This window comes from Streptomyces sp. NPDC102360 (genome assembly GCF_044766085.1).
In the GTDB taxonomy this organism is placed as follows: Bacteria; Actinomycetota; Actinomycetes; order Streptomycetales; family Streptomycetaceae; genus Streptomyces.
Genome location: NZ_JBIWLG010000001.1, coordinates 1290688 through 1311511, shown reverse-complemented (window position 1 = coordinate 1311511; position 20824 = coordinate 1290688). Strand labels below are relative to the sequence as shown.

Genomic DNA, 20824 nt, shown 5'->3' with positions numbered 1-20824 from the left:
AGCCACTTTGGCGGGATTCAGCCCCTCAAGTGCCCAGGAATCCAGCGAAGTTGTGCGGCCTGCTGGAAGGGGCCGCCGCCCTCGTGGTCGTTGAACGCGTACACCTCGATCGACTTGTCGGCGCCCGCCCAGTGGTTGTACGCGCCGAAGACCGTCGACGGCGGACAGGTCAGGTCCTCCAGGGCGGCGGAGAACAGCGCCGGCGCCGTGGCGCGCGCCGCGAAATTGATGCCGTCGAAGTAGGAGAGCGTGCGGAAGGCGCGCTCGTCCTCGCCGATGTGCGCCTTCAGGTAGAGCGCGATCTCCCGGTACGGGTGACGCTCGGTGAGCGTGGCCGCGCGCCGGAAGTCGCACAGGAACGGCACGTCAGGGGCTGCCGCCAGCAGATCCGGCACGAGTCCCGCGACTGCGATGGTGATGCCGCCGCCCTGGCTGCCACCGATGACGGCGACCCGCGAGGCGTCCACGAGCGGGTGCGAGCGGACGGCGTCGACGGCGCGCACGGCGTCCGTGTACACGCGGCGGTAGTAGTACTCGTGCGGGTCCTGGATGCCCTTCGTCATGAAGCCCGGCTGGGACGGCGTGGAGCCGACCGGGTCGGGGGTGTCACCGACGCTGCCGCCGCTGCCCTGCCCGCGCGTGTCCATCACGAAGTGCGCGAACCCGGCGGCCGCCCACTGCAGGTGGGTGTGCGGAAGGCCGCGGCCGCCGCCGTAGCCGATGTACTGGACGACGGCCGGAAGCGGCTCGTTCGTGCCTGCCGGAAGGACCAGCCAGCCCTTCACGGGATGCCCGCCGAAGCCCGCGTACGTAACGTCGAACACGTCGACCGCCGTGTACGGGACGTCGACGGGCTCGAAGCGTGCGTCCAGGTCGTGCTCCCTGGCCTCGACGAGGGTCTTCTCCCAGAAGGCGTCGAAGTCGTCGGGGGCCGTCAACTCCGGCTGATAAGTGCGCAACGCGTCGAGTGACAGGTCGAAATGAGGCACGCACGGCTCCAAATTCGTAGAGAGTCCACGGTGGGGATCGGAGGCAAACCTAACCCGGAGCCCCATCCCGTCTGAACAGAATCTTTCAACTTCCCAATCCAGGAGCGACACGCATGAGCACTACAGCCCAGATCGGTGTCACGGGCCTCGCTGTCATGGGGCGCAACCTCGCCCGGAACTTCGCCCGCAACGGCTACACGGTCGCCCTCCACAACCGCACGGCGTCCCGCACGCACGCGCTGATCGAGGAGTTCGGCGAGGAGGGCATCTTCGTACCGACCGAGAGCGCCGAGGAGTTCGTGGCCGCGCTCGAGCGGCCGCGGCGCCTGGTCGTCATGGTGAAGGCGGGCGAGCCGACCGATGCGGTGATCAAGGAGTTCGCGCCGCTCATGGAGCCGGGCGACATGATCATCGATGGCGGCAACGCGCACTTCGCGGACACCCGGCGCCGCGAGAAGGAGCTGCGCGAGCAGGGCATCCACTTCGTCGGCACGGGCGTCTCCGGCGGCGAGGAGGGCGCGCTGCACGGGCCGAGCATCATGCCCGGCGGCAGCGTCGAGTCGTACGAGTCCCTGGGCCCGATGCTGGAGAAGATCTCCGCCAAGGCGAAGGACGGCGCGCCCTGCGTGACGCACGTCGGCCCCGACGGGGCGGGCCACTTCGTGAAGATGGTGCACAACGGCATCGAGTACGCCGACATGCAACTCATCGGCGAGGCCTACCAGTTGCTGCGCGATGTGGCCGGATACTCCCCCGCGCAGATCGCCGACATCTTCCGCACCTGGAACACGGGCCGCCTCGACTCCTATCTGATCGAGATCACCGCCGAGGTCCTCTCGCACGTGGACGAGGCGACCGGGAAGCCCTTCGTGGACGTCGTCCAGGACCAGGCCGAGCAGAAGGGCACCGGCCGCTGGACGGTGCAGATCGCGCTCGACCTGGGCGTGCCGGTGTCCGGCATCGCGGAGGCGGTGTTCGCGCGCTCCCTGTCGGGACACGCGGAACTGCGCACCGCGTCACGGGAGTTGGCGGGGCCCACGGCCGTGACGCTGAGCGAGTCGGAGGCCGCGGCCTTCGCCGACCGCGTCGAACAGGCCCTGTACGCCTCGAAGATCGTGTCGTACACGCAGGGCTTCCACGAGATCTCCGCCGGCAGCGAGCAGTACGACTGGAACATCGACTCGGGCGCGGTGGCCCGGATCTGGCGCGGCGGCTGCATCATCCGCGCCGCGTTCCTCGACCGGATCACGGCGGCGTACGAGGCGGAGCCGGACCTGGTCTCGCTCCTGTCCGACAAGAGCTTCGCCGACGAGATCGCCGCGGCGCAGGACGACTGGCGTTCGGTCCTGGTCGCGGCGACCACGCAGGGTGTGCCCACGCCTGGTTTCGCGGCGGCGCTCGCCTACTACGACGCGCTGCGCGCCGAGCGCCTGCCGGCCGCGCTCACGCAGGGGCAGCGGGACTTCTTCGGCGCGCACACGTACCGCAGGGTCGACAGGGAGGGCTCGTTCCACACGCTGTGGGGCGGCGACCGCTCCGAGGTCGACGCGTAGCGCCTGCTAGGCGGGTGACGGCTCGGGCTCCGGCGGGTGCGGGTCGGGGTCCGGGTCCGGCAGTGGCGGCGTCGGGGACGGCGAGGGCCGCGGTGTGGGCTCGGGCACCGGCGTCGGGAACGGGTCCGGCAGCGGGCCGGGTTCCGGCCGGTCGGGCCCGGGACCGGGTCCCGGGCCGGGGCCTGGCGTGGGGGTCGGCGGGACGGGATCGGGGAACGGTTGAGTCATCGTTGCTTCCTCCAACGGTTCGGAGGGGACCTCTCCACTGTCTCCCGGCTCGCGTGCCCACGCCCGCCGAGTCCACGCCTGCGGCCGGGTCTCAGCCGTCGGTGCGGCGCAGCCGTACGACGGGAATGTCGCGGCTCGTCTTCTTCTGGTACTCCGCGTACGGCGGGAACAGCTCCACCAGGGAGTCCCACACCCGCGCCTTGTCCTGCGCCGACAGGGTCTCGGCGCGCGCCGCGAACCGCTCGGTGCCCACGCGCAGCCGGACCTCGGGGTTGGCCTGAAGGTTCAGGTACCACTCCGGATGCCGGTCCGAGCCGCCGTACGAGGCCACGATCAGCTGGTCGTCACCGTCCGTGCCGTAGATCAGGACGGTGCGCCGCCACTGGCCGGTCTTGCGGCCCTCGTAGTCGAGGAGCAGGCACGGGGCGCCCTGCATGGTGGTGCCCTTGGTGCCGCCGGACTCCTCGTAGGTGCGGGCCTGCTCGGCGACCCAGCCGGTGGGGCTGACGACGGTTTCGGTGTCATGGTCGGTCATGTGCGCTGCCTCCTGTTCGGGATTCCTGTCCGGGGCTCCTGTACCGCCTCGGACAACTCCCTTCAACCTAAACGCTCTTGGCGCCCGCGCATTCCGAGGCGGCGGCGCCGAGTCCGGGCCGCGGGCTGGACAGCACGGGCAGCGGGGTACGGGTCAGCTCGGCGGCGTCCGCCAGGGAGGCCTGGGCGAGGACGACGACATCGGCGTCGGCGATGCCGTCCACGGCTCCGGCGACGAGCGCGAGATATCCGTCCCGGTCACCCGCGAGGAAGCGGTCCCAGGCGCCCTCCACGAACACGGTCCGCACATCCACCGCGCGCCCCGCACGCGCGGCTTCCTCCTCGACCAGGTCGGCCGTCGGCCCGAGGGTGCTGCGCACCGTGGCGACGACGGCGATCCTTCCCCGAGCTCTCAACTGCGTTCGAGCAGGGGAGACCCCATTCCCCTCGGCGACGGCCCGCGCGGCCATCGGCCGGTCCACGCGCAGCACGGGCACGCCGGCGTCCGCGGCGAGCCCCTCCGCGACGGCGCCGAGCGTGGAGCACGTGCACAGCACGGCGTCCGCCCCGTCGGCGACGGCCGCTTCGAGCAGCGCCCGGACCTCGTCGGCGACGGCTTCGGGCCCCTCGACGCCGGCCCGCACGAGCAGTTCCTCGCGTACGACGTGACGCAGTTCCAGGCCCGGGTGGTCGGTGTCGCGCAGGGCGTCGAAGACCGGCACATGGACGGGCGAGGTGTGCACGAGCGTCAGGTTCATGCCCGGGACCCTACGCGCGGATGATCACCGCGCGCAGGGCCGTCTCACCACTTGTCCGGGTCGGCCTCGAGGGCGGCCTTCGCCGCGAGCAGCAGGTCGGCGGAGGCGGCGGGCGCCTCGCCGGGGTGCCGCTCGGCCCACCGGACGACGAACGGGCACAGCGGCGCCACGGCCACCGCGTCGGCCGCGGCGATGCCGTACAGCTCACGGGCGAGCGAGCCCGCGATCCCCTTGCCCTCGTGCTCCGGCTCCACGATGGTGTGCACCGGGACGAGGGCCCGCTCGGGTTCTTCCAGTACGAAGTACTGGATGTGGCCGACGACTTCGCCGCCGGAGCGGGCCTGCAGCAGCCCGTGCTCACGGTCGTCGCGGATCTCGATGTCGCTCATGGGCTCTCCTGCGTCGTGGGCGGACCGGGTCTCAGCCCACGGTCGCAGGTCAAGGCCGGGAACGCCCAGTTGTTCGGCCGATCACGACGCGGTCATCAGGTTCGATGCCGATGCCGTGATCAGCTCGAGCGCCTGCGCCACCACCGGATGCCGAGCGCCGCCCTTGCGGGTGGCGGCGAGGATGCGGCGGGCGGGGGCGGGTTCGCCGGAGAGGGGGATGCGGGCCACGGGCCACTCGGTGTTGATGCGGGCGAGGCGCGGCACCAGGATCACGCCCAGGCCGTGCGCCACCATCGCCGTGCCGGTGTCCCACTCGTCGCTCTGGTGGCCCATGTCGGGCGTGAAGCCGGCGGCCATGCACGCCGTGACCAGCAGGTCGTGGTACGTGGTGCCCGGTGTGCCCACGATCCACGTCTCGCGGGCCGCGTCCGCCAGGACCACCCGCTCGCGCGCCGCCAGCGGATGGTCGGCCGGGACGACGAGGTCGAGCGGGTCGTCGAGGAGCGGCTGCTGTTCGAAGCGCTCGTCGGTCAGGGGCGGCGAGTCGGCCGTCACCACGACCAGACCGAGGTCGGCCTCGCCCGTGAGCAGCAGCTCGAAGCAGCGCGCCGGCTCCGCCTCCACCAGGCGGACCCCGAGCTGGGGGTGCCGCTCGCGCAGGGTCGCGGCGGTGGACGGCAGCAGACGCGTGGCGGCCGTGGAGAACCCGCAGAGGGTGAACGAGCCGGTCTGTACGTCGGCCATCGCGGCGAGGTCGCTGCGCGCCCGCTCCCACTGCGCCTCCAGGACGGCCGCGTGCTGGAGCAGCGTACGGGCGGCGGCGGTCAGTTTGATGCCGCGGCCCGCGGGCTCGATCAGCACCACGCCGACCTGCTCGGCGAGCTGCCTCAGCTGGTAGGAGACCGTCGACGGCTTGAGACCCGTGGCCTCGGCGGCCGCGGTCACGCCGCCGTGCGCCTCGACCAGCTGCAGTACCTTCAGCTTGGGATCGATCATCCAACTATCTTGCACGGTCACATGCAAGATCGTGTAATTGTGTCGATGAGTTACGGCTGGCACTCTTCCCGGGTGTTGTCCAAGAGTCCCTTCCCGCGCCGGAATCGGATCGTCCCCACGGGAATGCGCGCCTTGTTCGCCATGGTGTGGACCGTCCGCTTTCTCGCTTGGGCCACGGCGTGCCTGTTCCTCGCCGTCGTTCCCGCCGCCCTGATCACCTCGGGACAGTGCGGTCCGGCCGTCGTCTGCGGTGTTCCGCCGACCGTTCTCGTCTGCTCGGCGCTCGCGCAGCCGCTCGCCGCCGAACTCGGCAGCCGCTGCGCTCAGTTCGCCGGCCTCACCGCACTACTGGTGAGCCTTTCCGCGCTGTCGCTGACGGCGGGAACGTCGACCTGGGCGACCCTGGGCGCCGCCGTGTTCGCCGGACTCGGGCACGGGCTCGGCCGCGCCGGAGCGAGCGCCGCTCTCGGTGTGCACACACCTGGCGCCACGTATCTGGGCCTCGGCCTGCCGGTCCTCGCCACGGCGCTGCTCGCGCCCGCGAGCTCCCCGACGACCGCGACGGCCCTGGTGGCCTCGGTGGTCGCGCTGCTCGTCTTCCCGGCGACCGGCGTCGTCCTGGAGGCCGGCCGCACCGCGCGCCGGCCGCGGCAGCACCTCCCCCACCCCCTCGTCCACTGGATAGACCCGAAGCCCCTGTGCGGGCGTCCCACCCGCAGTACCGCGCAATTCTGAGGAGTAGTACGTGCCAGCCGCGCACACCGTTTCCGAGCTTCCCGACACCACGGCGGGCCCGGCCGACGAGACATTGGTGACCGACCCCAAGGTGACCAGGAGGGCCGTCGGCGCCGCAGCCATCGGAAACATCACCGAGTGGTTCGACTTCGGCGTCTTCGCCAATCTGACCCCGGTGCTCACCGCGGTGTTCTTCACCGGCGCGAGCCAGACCGTCGGCACGATCGGAACCCTCGGCCTGTTCGCGGTCGCCTTCCTGGTCCGCCCGCTCGGCGGCATGTTCTTCGGCCCGCTCGGCGACCGGATCGGCCGCACCAAGGTGCTGTCGATCACGGTCATCATGATGGCCATCGGCACGTTCGTGATCGCGTTCATCCCCGGCTACGAGACGTGGGGCCCCGCCGCCCCGCTGCTGATGCTGCTCGCCCGCCTCGTGCAGGGCTTCTCGACCGGCGGCGAGTACGGCGGCGCGATGACGTTCATCGCCGAGTACGCACCCGACAAGAAGCGCGGATTCCTCGGCAGCTGGCTGGAGTTCGGCACCCTGACCGGCTACCTCCTCGGCGGCGTCGCAGGACTTGTCATCCAGCTGCCGGGCGTCATGTCGCACGAGGACCTGCTGTCCTGGGGCTGGCGCATCCCGTTCCTGATCTCCGGTCCGATCGGCATCGTCGGGCTCTACCTCCGCCTGAAGCTGGAGGACACCCCCGCGTTCAAGGCCGCCCTGGCCAAGCAGGAGCACCGCGAGGACAACCAGACGCTCAAGGAGATCCGCCGGGTCTTCACCGACCACTGGCGTCCGATGCTGATCTGCATGGGCCTCGTGCTCGTCTTCAACGTCACCAACTACATGCTCACGACGTACATGCTGGAGTACATCGACAAGTTCGCCCCGTCGGTGAGCACCACCTGGGCGCAGTTGCTGGAGATCTCGGTCCTCGCCGTCGGCATGCTGCTCATCACCTTCGTCGGCCGGCTCTCGGACCGCATCGGGCGCAAGCCGGTGCTGTACTTCGGCTGCGGCATGCTGATCGTGCTCGGTGTTCCTTCCGTGCTGCTGATCCAGCAGAACACGCTGATGTCGGTCTTCTTCGGCCTGGTGCTGATGTCGCTGATGCTGCTCTGCTTCAACAGCACCATCCCCTCCACGCTCCCGGCGCTGTTCCCGACGGACATCCGTTACGGCGGCCTGTCCATCGCGTTCAACATCTCGGTCTCGCTGTTCGGCGGCACGACCGCCGTCGTCAACGCCCTGCTGGTGCAGGCCACCGGCGACGTCAACGTGCCCGGCTACTACCTGATGGCGGCGGGTGCGATCGGCGCCGTGGCCGCCTACTTCGCGGCCGAGTCCGCGGGCCGGCCGCTGCCGGGTTCGGCCCCGGCGGTGGAGGCCCGCGCCTGATCCGCCGTCCCACCACCCCGGTCACACCTGTTGGTTTTTGTGTGACCGGGGTTTTGACGTTGTCCGGATGATGTCGCGGGGCTGTCACAGTGGATCAATTGCGCGCACCTTCGTGCCTACGGTGTCGGTGCAGTGGACAGCGATCCCCCCACACACAGAAACGGACAGCAGTGACTCGCCACACCACATCCCGCCGCATGATCCTGGGCGTCACCGGCTCCGCCTTCCTCGCGGCCGCGTGCTCACCGTCCTCGAACGATGCCAAGACCGCCGGCGCGAAGAGTTCGCCGTCGAAGTCGGCCCCGGAATCCATCGAGGGCAAGGCCGCCGCGGGCAAGGTCCCGGGCGGCGCGCCCGACGGCGCTCTCGGCGTGAACTTCAACGAGGACCCCGCCGGCCTCGGCGCCGCCCAACTGCAGGCGCTCTCGGCCACCTGGGTGCGCGGCTTCGTCCCCGTGACGCCGGGCGACCTCGACGGGGACGTCACGCAGCAGCGCGCGGTCAAGGCGCTCCTGACGGCGCACGGTGACGGCCGCAAGACGATCCTCTCGCTCAAGTTCCCCTACTCGCTGGGGCCCACGAAGGGCCCGCTCCCCGCGCCGGGCAGCGCCGAGCTGAAGGACCTGCTGGCCCTCGTGGACCGGGTGCTGGCCGCCGTTCTCGGCAAGGTCGACATCCTGACGATCGGCAACGAACCGTTCCTGGAAACGCTGCCCGCGGAGCGCAACAAGACCCTGAACGTCTTCTACGAGGCGCTGGCCCGCCACGTCATCGAGTACCGGGGGCAGCACGGCGGCGCGGGCTCCGGAACCAGCCTCTACATGGGCGCGCTCAACAACCTCGACGACCAGGCGGGCCGCACGCCCGCGACCGAGCGGTGGCTGCGGTTCGTCAACAAGACGCCCGAGATCGCCGGCGTCGACATCCACCCGCACGTCACGTCGCTGCAGAACGCCGCCAAGTACATCAACTACGTGGTGCCCACCCTGCGTCCGGACCAGAAGTTCCTCGCCACGGAGTTCTCCCTGGTGCAGTTCTGGAAGGGCCACATGCACGACCCGGTGTCCCCGGCGTTCGCCAAGCGCTACAACGTGGACCCGGGCCGGCAGGTCTGGCAGGTGGTCGGGGACGCCATCCAGCAGCCGTTCCCGCAGGAGAAGTGGAACGACTTCGTCTCCATGACCCAGTGGTTCAACAGCAGCAGGAACTACCTCACCGAGCAGATGAAGGCCTTCCGCGACACCGGGAAGCTGGCGGTGGCGACCTACGGAGGCCTTCAGATCGAGTCGATGGCCTCGGACTGGGACGGCGAGAAGACGCCGTGGATCCTCAACCCCCTGTACGCCAACCGGACCGTGCGGCGGGGCGAGGGCGGCACCCTCGGCCGCAATGTGTGGTTCGAGCAGTTCCGCGCACTGCAGAAGGCCGGCTGAGCGCGGCCGGTCAGCGCGCGCCGGTGGGGGCGTGGCGTGCTTCGTTGCCGACCACCGTGTTGCGCAGCGATCCGAGCCGTTCCACCTCGACCTCCACCACGTCGCCGGGGTGCAGCAGCCACGGCGGCGTGCGCGCGTAGCCGACGCCTGAAGGGGTACCGGTGGCCAGCAGGTCGCCGGGGCGCAGCGTGAACGTGCGGGAGATGTGGGCGAGCGTCTCCCCCACCCCGTACACCATCTCGTCGGTACTGCCGTCCTGGACGACCGTGCCGTTGACCCGGGTCACCACGCGCAGTCCGGCGCGCAGGTCGCCGACTTCGGCGGCCGGGACCAGGGGTCCGAGCGGTCCCGAGCGGTCGGCGTTCTTGCCGAGGATCCACTGCGAGGTGAGTTTCTGGGCGCGGCGCGCGGTGAGATCGTTGAAGGTCGAGTAGCCGACGACCGCGGCCAGCGCCTCCTCCGGGGTGGCGTCCACGAGCGGCGCCCCGACCCAGGCGACGACTTCGCCCTCCCAGTCCAGACCGTCCTCGCCGGCCGGTACGGGGACCTCGGCGCCGTCGACGGTGAGCGAGCGGGTCCAGCGGGCGAACAGCGTGGGGTGCTCGGGAAGTTCCTGCCCTCGGAAGGTGCCCTCCGCCGCGTGCTTCAGGTAGTTGAGTCCGATGCAGATGACGCGGGCGTCGGGCAGCACCGGGGGCACGCATGTCACGGACGGGGCTGCGAAGGCCGGGCCCTCGGCGCCCGCGGCGAGGTGGCCCGACGGGTCGCGCCAGAAGTCCTCCAGCGAGGCGAGGACCGTGATCTCCCCTCCGTCGTCGGAGAGTTGGGCCACCTCGGTGCCCGTCCCCGTGCCCGGCCGCCGGATACCCACTATGCGCATGCACTGCTCCCTGTCCGGAGAGATCCTCCGAGCCGTCCAGTAAAGGTTCAATCCCTTTAAAGGTTCGGAGGTTTGTGCTTCGATGGCGACTATGCCTGACGTACCAGCGGCCCGACAAGCGGTTCTCGGCGGCCTCGGCTCCGCGCCCCGCCGCACGCGCGCCGAGCAGCTCGCCGCCGACCTCGACGCCCGGATCCGCTCACTGGGCCTCACGGCCGGGGACCCCGTGGGCACCCTCGACTCCCTGCGGGAGGAGACCGGTTACGCGTATTCGACGGTCAGCGAGGCGGTGCGGATCCTGCGGGACCGCGGGGCGCTCCAGATCCGTCCCGGCCGGGGCGGCGGCCTCTTCGTCGCCGACCGCGGGCCGGTCGTTCGTCTTCGCCACACGCTGCTCGACGTGCGGGACGAACCGGAGACGGTCGCCGACGCCATCGAACTCCGCGACCATCTTGAGGTGTTGGTCGACGTCGGCGCGGCCCGCTGCCGTACGGACGCGGACGTCACCGAGCTGCGCACACTCCTGGACGGGCTGCGTACGGCGCCGGACTGGGACGCGTTCATGCGGGCCAACTGGGCCCTGCACGAACGGATCGCGGAGATCTGCCCCAACCGCATGGCCGCCGCCGTCTACACCGGGACGCTGGGCCACCTCAACTCCGCCGCCTCCTCCCGTCTCGACGAGGACACGGAGGCCTCGCAGCGCTACCGGGCGGAGCGGTGCCGGGCGCACGAGGACCTCGTCGAGGCGATCGCCGCGGGCGACGAAGCCGCCGTGCGCACCGCCGTGACCCGGCACAACACGACCGCGTAGGCCCGACCGGGAGGGACACCGCATGCCGTCCGCCGAGTACCGCGACCACCTCTTCCCTGCGGGCCACCCGCGCATCGAGGCACTCAAGGGCCTTGATCCGTACGCCTATCGGGAGTTCGCGCGGACCGAGGGCACCTTCACGGGTCAGCTGATCCGGGGATGGCGGCCGTTCTACAAGAACGCCTTCACGGGCATCACCGAGGACGGCGCGGTACGCCACGGGATCCACCCCCTCGAACCGGCGAAGCCGGGCGAGGAGGCGCCCGTCGCCGACATGGCCGCAGCGGCCCGGGAGTTGCTCGACCTGCTCGACCGGGAGAGCCGGGACCGGATCCGCCACCCAGTGGACGCCGTGGAGTGGCAAACGTGGTCCAATCCGGAGTTCCTGCAGTTCGACACCGGCCTGCGGCTCGAATTCCAGCCGCCGGAGGTACGAAGCGCGGCCCTGGCCCTCGTACGGGCGTCCCTCGGCCCGGAGGGGTACGAGGAGGTCCGCACGATGATGCGGATCAACGGCTTCCTCGGTGAGGTCGTGGGCCTGGAGAACATCCTGGGCGAGTTCAGCTACAACTTCGCCCTGTACGGGACTCCGGACGAGCACGCGCCGTGGGGCTGGCAGCTGTTCGGCCACCACTGTGCGGTCAACTGCCTTGTGGTGGAGGGGCGTTCGGCCATCGGACCGGTTTTCCTCGGAGCGGAGCCGAACCTGATCGACGCCGGACCGCACGCCGGGGCGAGTGCCTTCACCGAACGGATCGCGCTGGGCCGGCGGATCATGGCGGCACTCACGCCCGGACAGTGCGCCACGGCGACCGTATATGAGCGGATGGCCGATCCGGCGATGCCCGAGGGCCGCGTGCACCCCGGTGACGAGCGACACCTCGCCGGCGCCTTCCAGGACAACCGGGTGATCCCTTTCGAGGGCCTCCGCGTACGCGACATGCCGCCCGCTGCACAGGAGTTGGTGTGGGCAGCCGTGGAGGAATTCCACAAGCCGCTGCCCGCGGGGCCACGCGCCGCCCGGATGCGCGAGGTTCGCGCACACCTCGACGAGACGTGGTTCTGCTGGATCGGCGGCCACGGACCGGCCGACGTCTTCTACTACCGCGTCCAGTCCCCCGTGGTCCTCGCCGAACTCGACCACCACTGCGGGGTGTTCCTCGACCACGACTCCCCCAAGCCGTTCCACGTGCACACCGTGCTGCGTACGCCGCACGGCAATGACTACGGCCGCAGCTGGGTGCGACAGTGGCAACAAGGGCGTCACCGGTGACCGAGGAGGACGCACGATGAGGGCCAGGGTCAGGCGGCAGGCGGGACCGCGGATCGCGATCGTGGGCGGTGGCATCGGCGGCATGGCGGCCGCGGCCTTCCTCCACCGCGCCGGGCTGGCCGTGACCGTCCACGAGCAGGCGGCCGCGCTCACCGAGGTCGGAGCGGGCCTGGTGCTCGCGCCCAACGCGATACGGCCGCTGCGCGCGCTGGGCGTGGTCGATTCCGCGCTGCGCCGGGCCGTGCCCCTCGACTGGGGGTGGGAGTTCCGCCGCTGGCAGGACGGCACCGTGCTGTCCGCCGAACGCCTCGACGGGGTGTGCGAGCGCCTCTACGGGGAGCGTACGTACACCGCGCACCGCGCCCACCTGCTCGACGCCCTCAGGTCGGCGGTGCCGGACGAGGCGGTACGGCTCGGCGCACGCTGCACGGCCGTCGAGCCGCACGCCGACGGGGTGCGCCTGACCTTCGCCGACGGGTCCCGCACCGACGCCGACCTGGTGATCGGCGCGGACGGCATGCACTCGCTCGTCCGCGCGACGGTCGCCGCACCGGAACGCCCCCGCTTCTCGGGCCTGTGCGCCTTCCGCACGGTGGTACCCGCCGACGCGGCACCCACGTTCGCACTGCGCCGCGCGCAGACGCTGTGGCTCGGCCCGGGTCATCACCTCGTGCACTATCCGATCTCCGGCGGCGCGGGCGTGAACGTGGCCGCGTTCGCCCCGTCGACGGACGAGACGCAGGAGTCGTGGAGCGCGACGGCCACGGTCGAGGAGTTCCACGCGGAGTTCGCCGACTGGGACGACCGGGTGACCTCACTCATCAAGTCCGGCGCCGTCCCCGGCCGTTGGGCCCTCTACGACCGCCCTCCGCTGCCCTCGTGGACCCTGGGCCGCATGACCCTTCTCGGTGATGCCGCGCATCCCATGTTCCCGTTCTACGGCCAGGGGGCAGCGCAGGCGCTGGAGGACGCGGCGGTCCTGGCCCGCTGCCTCACCGCCGCCCCGGACACCCCGGACCTGGCCCTTGCCCGCTACGAGGCGGAGCGCATCCCGCGCACCACCCGCCTCCAACAGGTGAGCCACGCCCGCGCCGAGGCCAACCACCTCGCGGACGGCCCGGAGCAGCGGGCCCGGGATGCGGCGCTCGGGGACGCGGATCCGTTGCTGCGCAGTGGGTGGATCTACGGCTACGACGCGTCGGCCACACCTGGGTGACCTGCGCCGTCGCCCCGCCTACACCGATCGTCGTATGCCCCGGACCCCGATCCCAGGGTTTTCCCCGTGGCCCAGGGGCCCGGCCGGGTCCATCGTGGAGACACGAAAGCACACGGGGGCTTTCGACACGGGGGAACCAACGGGGGAACAACGGGGAACCCACGGGGGACAACGGGGGACGGGGGGTGCCCGGCGCGGGCACCCCCACTGTCCGTGCGTCAGCGGAGCGTCACGGGTGGGCCGACTCGCTCAGTAGGCGCACGAGTTGGGCCCGTCGGCGCACCCCGTCCAGCTTTCGGTAGATGTTGCCGAGGTGGAACTCGACCGTCTTGACGCTGAGGAAGAGCTGTTCCGCCGCTTCGTGGTTGGTGACGCCGCGGCCGACCGCCAGGGCCACACGGAGTTCTTGCGGGGTCAGGCCGTCCAGTGGCGTGGGGCCGGAGTCGACGCGGTCGCCGCCCGCGGCGTGGAGTTCGGCGGCGGCGCGGCCCGCCCAGCCGCTCGCGCCGAGGCGTTCGAAGGCGACGAGAGCACGCTGCAGGCGGCGCCGGGCCTCGCTGCGGCGGCCGAGGCGGCGCAGCAGCTCGCCGCACGCGAAATCGGTGCGGCCCCGCTCGAACGGGGCCTGAATGTCGCCGAGTTCGGCGAGAGCGCGGTCCATGTGCCGCTCGACGTAGGCCGGTTCGAGCATGCCCCGGCAGCGCGCGGCCGCCGCGGCGGTGATGGGACGCCTGCCGCGGCCCGCCTCATGGTCCAGCACACGCAGCACCTCGTACGCCTCGTCGGTGCGGTGCAGATGGACGTAGGCCTCGGCGAGGTCGGCGGCCCAGGAGAGGTAGAGGCCGTCGCCGCGGCCGTTGGCGAGAGAGAAGGCCCGCACCTCCTCCAAGTGGGCCGCCGCCTCTTCGTATCGCCCCAGGCCGAGTTCGAGGAGGCCGAGTGCGCCACGTGCGCGTGCCGCGTCCATGGGGAGTTCGGCGGCCGCGGCCAGGGAGCGGCACTGCGCCTCGTGGCTGCGGCAGTCCGCTTCCCTTCCCAGGACCGCTTCCGTGCGGGCCTGGGCCGCCAGCGCGCGGCACACCTCGATGACGCGGCCCGTGTCCTCGCCGAGGCGGGCGGATTCGTCGGCGTGGGCGAGCGAGGAGTTCCACTCGCCGCGCCAGAACTCGACGACGGAGAGGGTGCCGAGGAGGTGGGCGAGGAGGCCGACCGTGCTGGAGGAGCGGGCGGCGTGCACCGCGCGGTCGAGGAGCGCGTGGCCTTCGGCCAGCTCCTCCGTGGCCAGGTAGCAGAGGCCGCCCACTCCTGACACCGGATAGGGGAACGACAAGTCCGGCACGGCCAGGGGCTTTTCGAGGTCGTGGAGCAGCGCGCGGCCGTCCTCTGCGTTGCCGCCGAGGAGTTCGACCAGCGCGTGCAGGAGGCGCACCGGCAGCGCCGCCGCCGGGTCGCCGAAGGTGTCCGCGAGCTGCATCGACTCGGCGGAGGTCGCGCGGGCCGCCGTGAGGTCGCCGATGGCGAGTTCGGTGAGGGTGATACCGCCGAGCATGACGGCGGCGAGCGCGGGGTCGACACGGCGGGCCTGGTCGACGGCGGAGCGCAGCTGCTCGCGTGCTCGGGCGGGGCGGCCGCGCTGGATGTCCACGTAGCAGCGCAGTTGGCGCAGGTCGAGGCGGGTGCGTTCGTGTGCGGTGTGGTCGAGGGCGCGGTCCAGGAGGTCGGCGGCCTCGTCGAGGGAGCCTGCGGCCTGGGCTGCGCGGGCGGCGGCGAGGAGGCGGCGCGCCTTGCCCTCGTCGTCGGGTGTGAAGCGGGCGGCGTGGGCGTACAAGCGGGCGGCGAGCGGGTAGGTGAGGCTGGCGGGGCCGCCGGAGGCCGCCTTCGCGAGTGCGGCGGCGACGTCCTCGTCGGGGTCGGCGCCCGATTCGGACAGGTGCCAGGCATAGCGTTCGAGCGCGGCGGGGGCGCGGGCGCCCTGGAGGGCCCGGGCGACGGTGCGGTGGGCGCGCCAGCGGCGGACGGCGGTCGCGCCGTGGTAGACGCCGGAGCGGACGAGCGGGTGCCGGAAGACGTACGCGCCTTCCTCGACCGTCATCAGGCCGGCCCGCTCGGCCGGTTCGAGGTCCGCGTAGGTCAACTCGTGGTCGCGCAGTACCCGTTCGGTGCCGGCGAGGGGGCGGGGGCCGAGGACAGCGAGCAGGAGCATGGCCTCCCGGGTGGGGCCGGGAAGCCGTGTGATGGCGCTGTGGAAAGTGCGGGCGAGGATGTCGCCGATGGGCAGCGGGGCGCCGCTGTCGGGGCGGTGGCCGCCGTGGGCGAGCAGGGCGGGGAGTTCGACGAGAGCGAGGGGGTTGCCGCGGGCTTCGGACAGGAGCCACTGGACGTCGTGCGGCGGCAGTGGCTCCGCGGCCTCCTCGGCGACGAGTTCGCGGGCCGCACCGGCGTCGAGGCCCTGGAGGCTGAGGGACTCCACGGGCGCGAGGCGAGACGCGGTCTCGTCGTTGTCGCGGGTGGCGAAGAGGGCGACCACGCCCTCGCGGCCCAGGCGGCGGGTCGCGAAGGCGAGGGCGTCCAGGGAGTACGGGTCGAGCCACTGGGCGTCGTCGACGACGACGAGGACCGGCCCGGACTCGCTGATCGCGCCCAGCAGGCTGAGCGTTCCCGCGGCGACCGCGAACCGGTCCTGGGCGACGGCCGGGCCGAGCGCCAGCGCGCCGGTGAGGGCGGCGGCCTGCCGTGCGGGGATGCGGTCGAGGTGGTCGGTGACAGGGCGGAACAGGTCCGCGAGGCCCACGTACGGGAGTTCGCACTCCGCCTCGATGCCCTGGGTGTGCAGGCGGGTGAGGTCGCGGGCCACGGATTCGGCGTAGCCGAGCAGGCTGGTCTTCCCGATACCCGCCTCGCCGCGGACGACCAGGGCGGCGCTGTGCCCGGTGCGGGCGTCGTCGACGAGGTCCGCGAGCCGTGCGCATTCCGCTGTGCGACCCACCAGCATGCGGTCAGGGTAACCCGCGGTCACGTTGCGGTGGGAGTGGTCAACTGGCCGTTGCGGCCCCGGTATTGGCTGTTTCGCTGGACCGGTCCTACGCCACGGGGCTCCGCCCCGGACCCCGCGCCTCAATCGCCGGCGGGGCTGGATCTGCTCAATCGCCGCAGGGGCTTGATCAGATCCAGCCCCTGCGGCGATTGAGCAGCATCCTTTAAGCCCCTGCGGCGATTGAGCAGCGGGGTCCGGGGCGGAGCCCCGTGACCGTGGCCACGGCAGACCCGTCACGCCGCCTCCGCGACCTCGGCTCCGCCGAACTGGGTCCGGTACAGCTCCGCATAGCGGCCGTCCGCCACGACGAGCTCGTCATGCGTGCCGCGCTCCACCACACGTCCGTCCTCCACCACGAGGATCTGGTCGGCCGAGCGGATCGTCGACAGGCGGTGGGCGATGACGACCGCCGTGCGGCCTTCGAGCGCCTCGGCGAGGGCCTCCTGGACAGCCGCCTCCGACGTGTTGTCGAGGTGCGCGGTGGCCTCGTCGAGGATGACGACGCGTTGGCGGGCGAGGAGCAGCCGGGCGATGGTCATGCGCTGGCGCTCGCCGCCGGAGAGCCGGTAGCCGCGCTCGCCGACGACCGTGTCCAGGCCGTCCGGCAGGTCACGGACGAGCGCGTCGAGGCGGGCGCGGGTCAGCACGTCCCACAGGTCGGCCTCGTTCGCCTCGGGCCGGGCCAGCAGCAGGTTCGCGCGGATGCTGTCGTGGAAGAGGTGCCCGTCCTGCGTGACCATGCCGAGCGTGGCGCGCAGCGAGACCGCGCTGGCATCGCGTACGTCGAGGCCGCCGATGCGGACAGCCCCGCCATCCGTGTCGTAGAGCCGTGGCAGCAGCGACGCGATGGTCGACTTGCCGGCTCCGGACGAGCCGACGAGCGCCACCGTCTGACCGGGTTCGGCGCGGAAGGAGACTCCGTGCAGCACCTCGGCGCCGCCGCGGGTGTCGAGGGAGGCGACCTCTTCGAGCGAGGCCAGCGAAACCTTGTCGGCCGAGGGGTAGCCGAAGCGCACGTCGTCGAACTCGACGGCGACCGGGCCCTCCGGGATCTCCTGGGCGTCGGGCTTCTCGTCGATGAGCGGCTTGAGGTCGAGCACCTCGAAGACCCGCTCGAAGCTGACGAGCGCGCTCATGACCTCGACGCGGGCGCCGGCGAGCGAGGTGAGCGGCGCGTACAGGCGGGTCAGCAGCAGAGCCAGGGAGACGACCGCGCCCGCCTTCAGGGTGCCGGTCAGCGCGAAGTACCCGCCGAGGCCGTACACCAGCGCAAGCGCGAGCGCCGAGACGAGGGTGAGCGCGGTGATGAACGCCGACTGCGCCATGGCGGTGCGGACGCCGATGTCGCGTACCCGGCGCGCACGTTCCGCGAACTCGGCCGACTCGTCTCCGGGCCGTCCGAACAGCTTGATCAGCGTCGCGCCCGGCGCGGAGAACCGTTCGGTCATCCGCGTCCCCATGGCCGCGTTGTGCGCGGCGGCCTCCCGTTGGAGGCGGGCCATGCGCGAGCCCATGCGGCGGGCGGGGAGCACGAAGACCGGCAGGAGGACGAGCGCGAGCAGCGTGATCTGCCAGGACAGCGTCAGCATGACGGCCAGCGTCAGGATCAGCGTCACCACGTTCCCGACCACGCCAGAGAGTGTGTTGCTGAAGGCGCGCTGCGCGCCGATCACGTCGTTGTTGAGGCGGCTGACCAGGGCTCCGGTGCGGGTCCTGGTGAAGAAGGCGACGGGCATGCGCTGTACATGGTCGAAGACGGCCGTCCGCAGGTCGAGGATGAGGCTCTCGCCGAGGTTCGCGGAGAGCCAGCGGGCGAGCAGCCCGATCCCCGCCTCGGCAAGCGCGATGACCGCGATGAGGAGGGCGAGGCGGATGACGTGGCCCTCGTCGTGGCCTCCCACGATCGCGTTGACCACCGTGCCCGCGAGCATCGGCGTCGCCACGGCGAGCAGGGCGGTCAGGATGCTCAGGAACACGAACTGGGCGATGCGGCGCCGGTGCGGCCGGGCGAAGACGGCGATCCTGCGAAGGGTCGCGCGGGCGAAGGGGCGGCCTTTCGGGCCGCCGTCCTGGGCATTCATGACGCTGTGCAGCTGCGTCCAGGCTGTGGTCTCCATGCTCATGCCGAAGACGTTATGACCTCAACCAAACTTGAGGTCAACAGTCGGGGTCGCGCGGACGTGATCGAACGCGGGCCGACACCCCGGTCGTACCTCTTGACCCTCGCGTAACCGGAACGTAACTTCGCTTCAATTCTTGTGCCCATTACACGAGTTGTGGGCCCCGCACGATCGGGAAGCGAAGGCATGCCGGAGCTGCGCAGACGTACCCTGCTGTCCGCCATCGGTGTCACCGCGGCCGCGGGCGCCGCCACCACCAGCCAGACCGCCACCGCATACGCCGCCGCGACGGCCCCCACCGCACCGCACGCGGCGCACGAGGCCAAGGTCCAGAGCCTCCTCGCACGTATGACTCTCGAAGAGAAGCTGGGCCAGCTCCAGCAGCTCCCCTGGTCCTACGACCTCAATCCGGGCTCCGGCACGACGAAGGCGGTCGAGGACGCGGCGCGGGCCGGGCGGGTCGGCTCGGTGTTCAGCATCTTCGGCGCGAAGACGACCAACGAGCTGCAGCACATCGCCGTCGACGAGTCCCGGCTCGGCATCCCGCTGCTCCTCGGCCTGGACGTGATCCACGGCTTCTGGACCAACTTCCCGATCCCGCTCGCCCAGGCGTCCAGCTTCGACCCGGATGTGGCCCGCTCGGACGCCGAGGTGTCGGCCAAGGAGGCCCGTTCCAACGGTGTGCACTGGACGTTCGCCCCGATGATGGACGTCACGCACGAGCCGCGCTGGGGCCGCATCGCCGAGGGCACCGGCGAGGACCCGTATCTGACCGCGCGGTTCGCGGCGGCGAAGGTGAAGGGCTACCAGGGTTCGGGCTACGGCTCCAAGGACACCGTCGCCGCGTGCGCCAAGCACTTCGTGGCCTACGGGGGCGCGGAAGGCGGCCGCGACTACAACACGGTCGACGTGTCCGAGTCGCGCCTGCGCAACCTCTATCTCCCGCCGTTCAAGGCGGCGTTGGACGCGGGCGTCGCCACGGTGATGGCCTCCTTCAACACCATCAGCGGCGTCCCGGCGCACGGCAACGCGCACACGCTCACCGACATCCTCAAGAAGGAGTGGGGGTTCGAGGGACTTGTCGTCAGCGACTACACGGGCGTTCAGGAACTGATCGCGCACGGCTTCGCCGAGGACGGCGCGGACGCGGCCAGGCTCGCCCTCAACGCCGGTGTCGACATGGAGATGACCAGCACCAATCTCCTCACCAACGGCAAGAAGCTGGTGCGCGCCGGGAAGATCCAGGAGCGGCGGATCGACGACGCGGTGGCCCGCGTGCTCCGCCTCAAGTACGCACTCGGCCTGTTCGACGACCCGTACGTGGAGGAGTCGAAGGCCATCAACGAGCCGTCGGCCGACGCCCGCAAGGCCGCGCGCACGGCGGCGTCCCGCTCCATGGTCCTGCTGAAGAACGAACAGGCCGCGCTCCCCCTGAAGAAGTCGCTCACGTCCCTCGCCGTCGTCGGCCCCTTCGGCGACTCCTCGGATCTGCTGGGTACGTGGGTGGTGCCCGCGTCGGCCGAGAAGTTCCCGTCGGTGAAGGTGCTCGACGCGGTGAAGAAGGCCGCGCCGGACGCCAAGGTGACCTACGCGCGCGGGGTCGACCCGGAGGGCAAGGACACCGGCGGCATCGCCGACGCGGTGTCCGCCGCCACGTCGGCGGACGTCACCATCGTGGTCGTCGGCGAGCCGCCGTCGATGAGCGGCGAGGCCGCGGCCCGCAGCGACATCTCGCTGCCGGGCGCGCAGGAGAAGCTGATCGCGGCGATCGCGGAGACGGGCAAACCGTTCGTGGTGGTGCTGGTGGGCGGCCGGCCGTTCACCGTCGGCGACTGGCTGGACAGCGCACCGGCCGTCCTTGAGGCCTGGCACCCGGGCATCGAGGCGGGTAACGCGATCGCGGACGTCCTGTTCGGCGCGGTGAACCCCGGCGGCAAGCTCCCGGTCTCCTTCCCGCGCACGACCGGCCAGATCCCGATCCACTACAACCACGAGTCCACGGGCCGACCGTACGACAAGGACAACAAGTACACGTCGAAGTACCTGGACCTGCCGCCCACGCCGCAGTTCCCCTTCGGGTACGGCCTCAGCTATACGTCGTTCGCCTTCGGCACACCGAAGCTGAGCCGCTCCTCGATCGCGGCGGGCGCCCTGCGCAAGGGCGACACCTTCGAGGTGTCGGTCGAGGTCCGCAACACCGGCTCGCGCTCCGGCGACGAGGTCGCGCAGCTGTACGTACGCGATGTGGCGGCCTCGCTCACCCAACCGGTGCGCAGACTGCGCGGGTTCAAGCGGGTCACGCTGGACGCGGGTGCGTCGACGACCGTCCGGTTCCAGCTCGGCGCGGAGGACCTCGGCTTCTGGACGAACGACTCCAGCGGCGAATTCCGCGTCGAGGAGGGCACGTTCGAGCTGTACGTGGGGAACAGCTCGACGGCGGATGCCAAGCTGAAGCTCACGGTCAGCTAGC

At 71.4% G+C, this 20824-nt stretch carries 16 protein-coding genes; 8 read left to right on the top strand and 8 right to left on the bottom strand.

Annotated features, from left to right (window positions below):
* Nucleotides 1-17: 17 nt before the first annotated feature.
* Nucleotides 18-989 (bottom strand): acetylxylan esterase, encoded by a 972-nt coding sequence (locus tag ACIRHA_RS05930; protein ID WP_403840334.1) that lies wholly within the window; start codon nucleotides 987-989, stop codon nucleotides 18-20.
* Between the two features lie 113 nt (nucleotides 990-1102).
* On the opposite strand from ACIRHA_RS05930, the gene gndA reads away from it, so the two are divergent.
* Nucleotides 1103-2542, top strand: coding sequence for an NADP-dependent phosphogluconate dehydrogenase (gndA, locus tag ACIRHA_RS05925; RefSeq protein WP_403840332.1), 1440 nt, complete (start codon nucleotides 1103-1105; stop codon nucleotides 2540-2542).
* Between the two features lie 319 nt (nucleotides 2543-2861).
* On the opposite strand, the gene ACIRHA_RS05920 is transcribed toward gndA, so the two are convergent.
* The 4 genes from ACIRHA_RS05920 to ACIRHA_RS05905 all read right to left on the bottom strand — a co-directional run bounded on the left by ACIRHA_RS05920 (nucleotide 2862) and on the right by ACIRHA_RS05905 (nucleotide 5447).
* Nucleotides 2862-3305, bottom strand: a complete 444-nt coding sequence (locus ACIRHA_RS05920) for a nitroreductase family deazaflavin-dependent oxidoreductase (RefSeq protein WP_403840329.1) — start codon at nucleotides 3303-3305, stop codon at nucleotides 2862-2864.
* A 67-nt stretch (nucleotides 3306-3372) separates the two neighbouring features.
* A complete protein-coding gene (locus tag ACIRHA_RS05915; RefSeq protein WP_403840327.1) occupies nucleotides 3373-4062 on the bottom strand; it encodes an aspartate/glutamate racemase family protein in 690 nt (229 codons plus the stop codon).
* A 44-nt stretch (nucleotides 4063-4106) separates the two neighbouring features.
* Nucleotides 4107-4451, bottom strand: a complete 345-nt coding sequence (locus ACIRHA_RS05910) for a GNAT family N-acetyltransferase (RefSeq protein ID WP_403840325.1) — start codon at nucleotides 4449-4451, stop codon at nucleotides 4107-4109.
* An 81-nt stretch (nucleotides 4452-4532) separates the two neighbouring features.
* Nucleotides 4533-5447 carry a LysR family transcriptional regulator gene (locus tag ACIRHA_RS05905; protein ID WP_403840323.1) on the bottom strand — a complete coding sequence of 305 codons (915 nt, stop codon included), beginning with the start codon at nucleotides 5445-5447 and terminating at the stop codon, nucleotides 4533-4535.
* 123 nt (nucleotides 5448-5570) lie between these two features.
* Between ACIRHA_RS05905 and ACIRHA_RS05900 the strand changes: the two genes are divergently transcribed.
* The 3 genes from ACIRHA_RS05900 (at nucleotide 5571) to ACIRHA_RS05890 (ending at nucleotide 9017) form a co-directional block, all read left to right on the top strand.
* Nucleotides 5571-6182, top strand: a complete 612-nt coding sequence (locus ACIRHA_RS05900) for a hypothetical protein (protein ID WP_403840320.1) — start codon at nucleotides 5571-5573, stop codon at nucleotides 6180-6182.
* A 10-nt stretch (nucleotides 6183-6192) separates the two neighbouring features.
* Entirely contained in the window at nucleotides 6193-7584 is a 1392-nt protein-coding gene (locus tag ACIRHA_RS05895; RefSeq protein WP_403840318.1) for an MFS transporter, read from the top strand.
* Nucleotides 7585-7754: 170 nt separating this feature from the next.
* The gene (locus ACIRHA_RS05890; RefSeq protein ID WP_403840316.1) at nucleotides 7755-9017 is read left to right on the top strand and encodes a hypothetical protein; all 1263 of its coding nucleotides are present in this window, start codon (nucleotides 7755-7757) and stop codon (nucleotides 9015-9017) included.
* 10 nt (nucleotides 9018-9027) lie between these two features.
* On the opposite strand, the gene ACIRHA_RS05885 is transcribed toward ACIRHA_RS05890, so the two are convergent.
* The gene (locus tag ACIRHA_RS05885; RefSeq protein ID WP_403840313.1) at nucleotides 9028-9897 is read right to left on the bottom strand and encodes a fumarylacetoacetate hydrolase family protein; all 870 of its coding nucleotides are present in this window, start codon (nucleotides 9895-9897) and stop codon (nucleotides 9028-9030) included.
* Nucleotides 9898-9988: 91 nt separating this feature from the next.
* Here ACIRHA_RS05885 and ACIRHA_RS05880 point away from each other — a divergent pair, with 91 nt between their 5' ends.
* From ACIRHA_RS05880 to ACIRHA_RS05870, 3 genes are read left to right on the top strand one after another with little or no spacing between them, the layout of a single operon-like run.
* Nucleotides 9989-10711, top strand: coding sequence for a FadR/GntR family transcriptional regulator (locus ACIRHA_RS05880; protein ID WP_403840310.1), 723 nt, complete (start codon nucleotides 9989-9991; stop codon nucleotides 10709-10711).
* Nucleotides 10712-10733: 22 nt separating this feature from the next.
* Nucleotides 10734-11984, top strand: a complete 1251-nt coding sequence (locus tag ACIRHA_RS05875) for a DUF3500 domain-containing protein (protein ID WP_403840309.1) — start codon at nucleotides 10734-10736, stop codon at nucleotides 11982-11984.
* 16 nt (nucleotides 11985-12000) lie between these two features.
* Nucleotides 12001-13200 carry an FAD-dependent monooxygenase gene (locus tag ACIRHA_RS05870; RefSeq protein ID WP_403840308.1) on the top strand — a complete coding sequence of 400 codons (1200 nt, stop codon included), beginning with the start codon at nucleotides 12001-12003 and terminating at the stop codon, nucleotides 13198-13200.
* A 229-nt stretch (nucleotides 13201-13429) separates the two neighbouring features.
* Here ACIRHA_RS05870 and ACIRHA_RS05865 read toward each other — a convergent pair whose 3' ends face one another.
* Together ACIRHA_RS05865 and ACIRHA_RS05860 are read right to left on the bottom strand one after the other, a co-directional pair.
* The gene (locus ACIRHA_RS05865) at nucleotides 13430-16192 is read right to left on the bottom strand and encodes an AAA family ATPase (protein WP_403840306.1); all 2763 of its coding nucleotides are present in this window, start codon (nucleotides 16190-16192) and stop codon (nucleotides 13430-13432) included.
* A 275-nt stretch (nucleotides 16193-16467) separates the two neighbouring features.
* Nucleotides 16468-18351, bottom strand: coding sequence for an ABC transporter ATP-binding protein (locus tag ACIRHA_RS05860; protein ID WP_403842118.1), 1884 nt, complete (start codon nucleotides 18349-18351; stop codon nucleotides 16468-16470).
* A 189-nt stretch (nucleotides 18352-18540) separates the two neighbouring features.
* Here ACIRHA_RS05860 and ACIRHA_RS05855 point away from each other — a divergent pair, with 189 nt between their 5' ends.
* Complete coding sequence (locus ACIRHA_RS05855; RefSeq protein WP_403840305.1) at nucleotides 18541-20823, top strand: glycoside hydrolase family 3 N-terminal domain-containing protein; 2283 nt, start codon at nucleotides 18541-18543, stop codon at nucleotides 20821-20823.
* The last annotated feature ends 1 nt before the right edge of the window (nucleotide 20824 follow it).

Bases quoted from the DNA above. Each gene is read 5' to 3' on its own strand.
- ACIRHA_RS05905 (WP_403840323.1), bottom strand. From the start codon at position 5,447: ATGATCGATCCCAAGCTGAAGGTACTGCAGCTGGTCGAGGCGCACGGC.
- ACIRHA_RS05875 (WP_403840309.1), top strand. From the start codon at position 10,734: ATGCCGTCCGCCGAGTACCGCGACCACCTCTTCCCTGCGGGCCACCCG.
- ACIRHA_RS05920 (WP_403840329.1), bottom strand. From the start codon at position 3,305: ATGACCGACCATGACACCGAAACCGTCGTCAGCCCCACCGGCTGGGTC.
- gndA (WP_403840332.1), top strand. From the start codon at position 1,103: ATGAGCACTACAGCCCAGATCGGTGTCACGGGCCTCGCTGTCATGGGG.
- ACIRHA_RS05865 (WP_403840306.1), bottom strand. From the start codon at position 16,192: ATGCTGGTGGGTCGCACAGCGGAATGCGCACGGCTCGCGGACCTCGTC.
- ACIRHA_RS05870 (WP_403840308.1), top strand. From the start codon at position 12,001: ATGAGGGCCAGGGTCAGGCGGCAGGCGGGACCGCGGATCGCGATCGTG.
- ACIRHA_RS05885 (WP_403840313.1), bottom strand. From the start codon at position 9,897: ATGCGCATAGTGGGTATCCGGCGGCCGGGCACGGGGACGGGCACCGAG.
- ACIRHA_RS05910 (WP_403840325.1), bottom strand. From the start codon at position 4,451: ATGAGCGACATCGAGATCCGCGACGACCGTGAGCACGGGCTGCTGCAG.
- ACIRHA_RS05880 (WP_403840310.1), top strand. From the start codon at position 9,989: ATGCCTGACGTACCAGCGGCCCGACAAGCGGTTCTCGGCGGCCTCGGC.
- ACIRHA_RS05860 (WP_403842118.1), bottom strand. From the start codon at position 18,351: ATGGAGACCACAGCCTGGACGCAGCTGCACAGCGTCATGAATGCCCAG.
- ACIRHA_RS05915 (WP_403840327.1), bottom strand. From the start codon at position 4,062: ATGAACCTGACGCTCGTGCACACCTCGCCCGTCCATGTGCCGGTCTTC.
- ACIRHA_RS05900 (WP_403840320.1), top strand. From the start codon at position 5,571: ATGCGCGCCTTGTTCGCCATGGTGTGGACCGTCCGCTTTCTCGCTTGG.
- ACIRHA_RS05855 (WP_403840305.1), top strand. From the start codon at position 18,541: ATGCCGGAGCTGCGCAGACGTACCCTGCTGTCCGCCATCGGTGTCACC.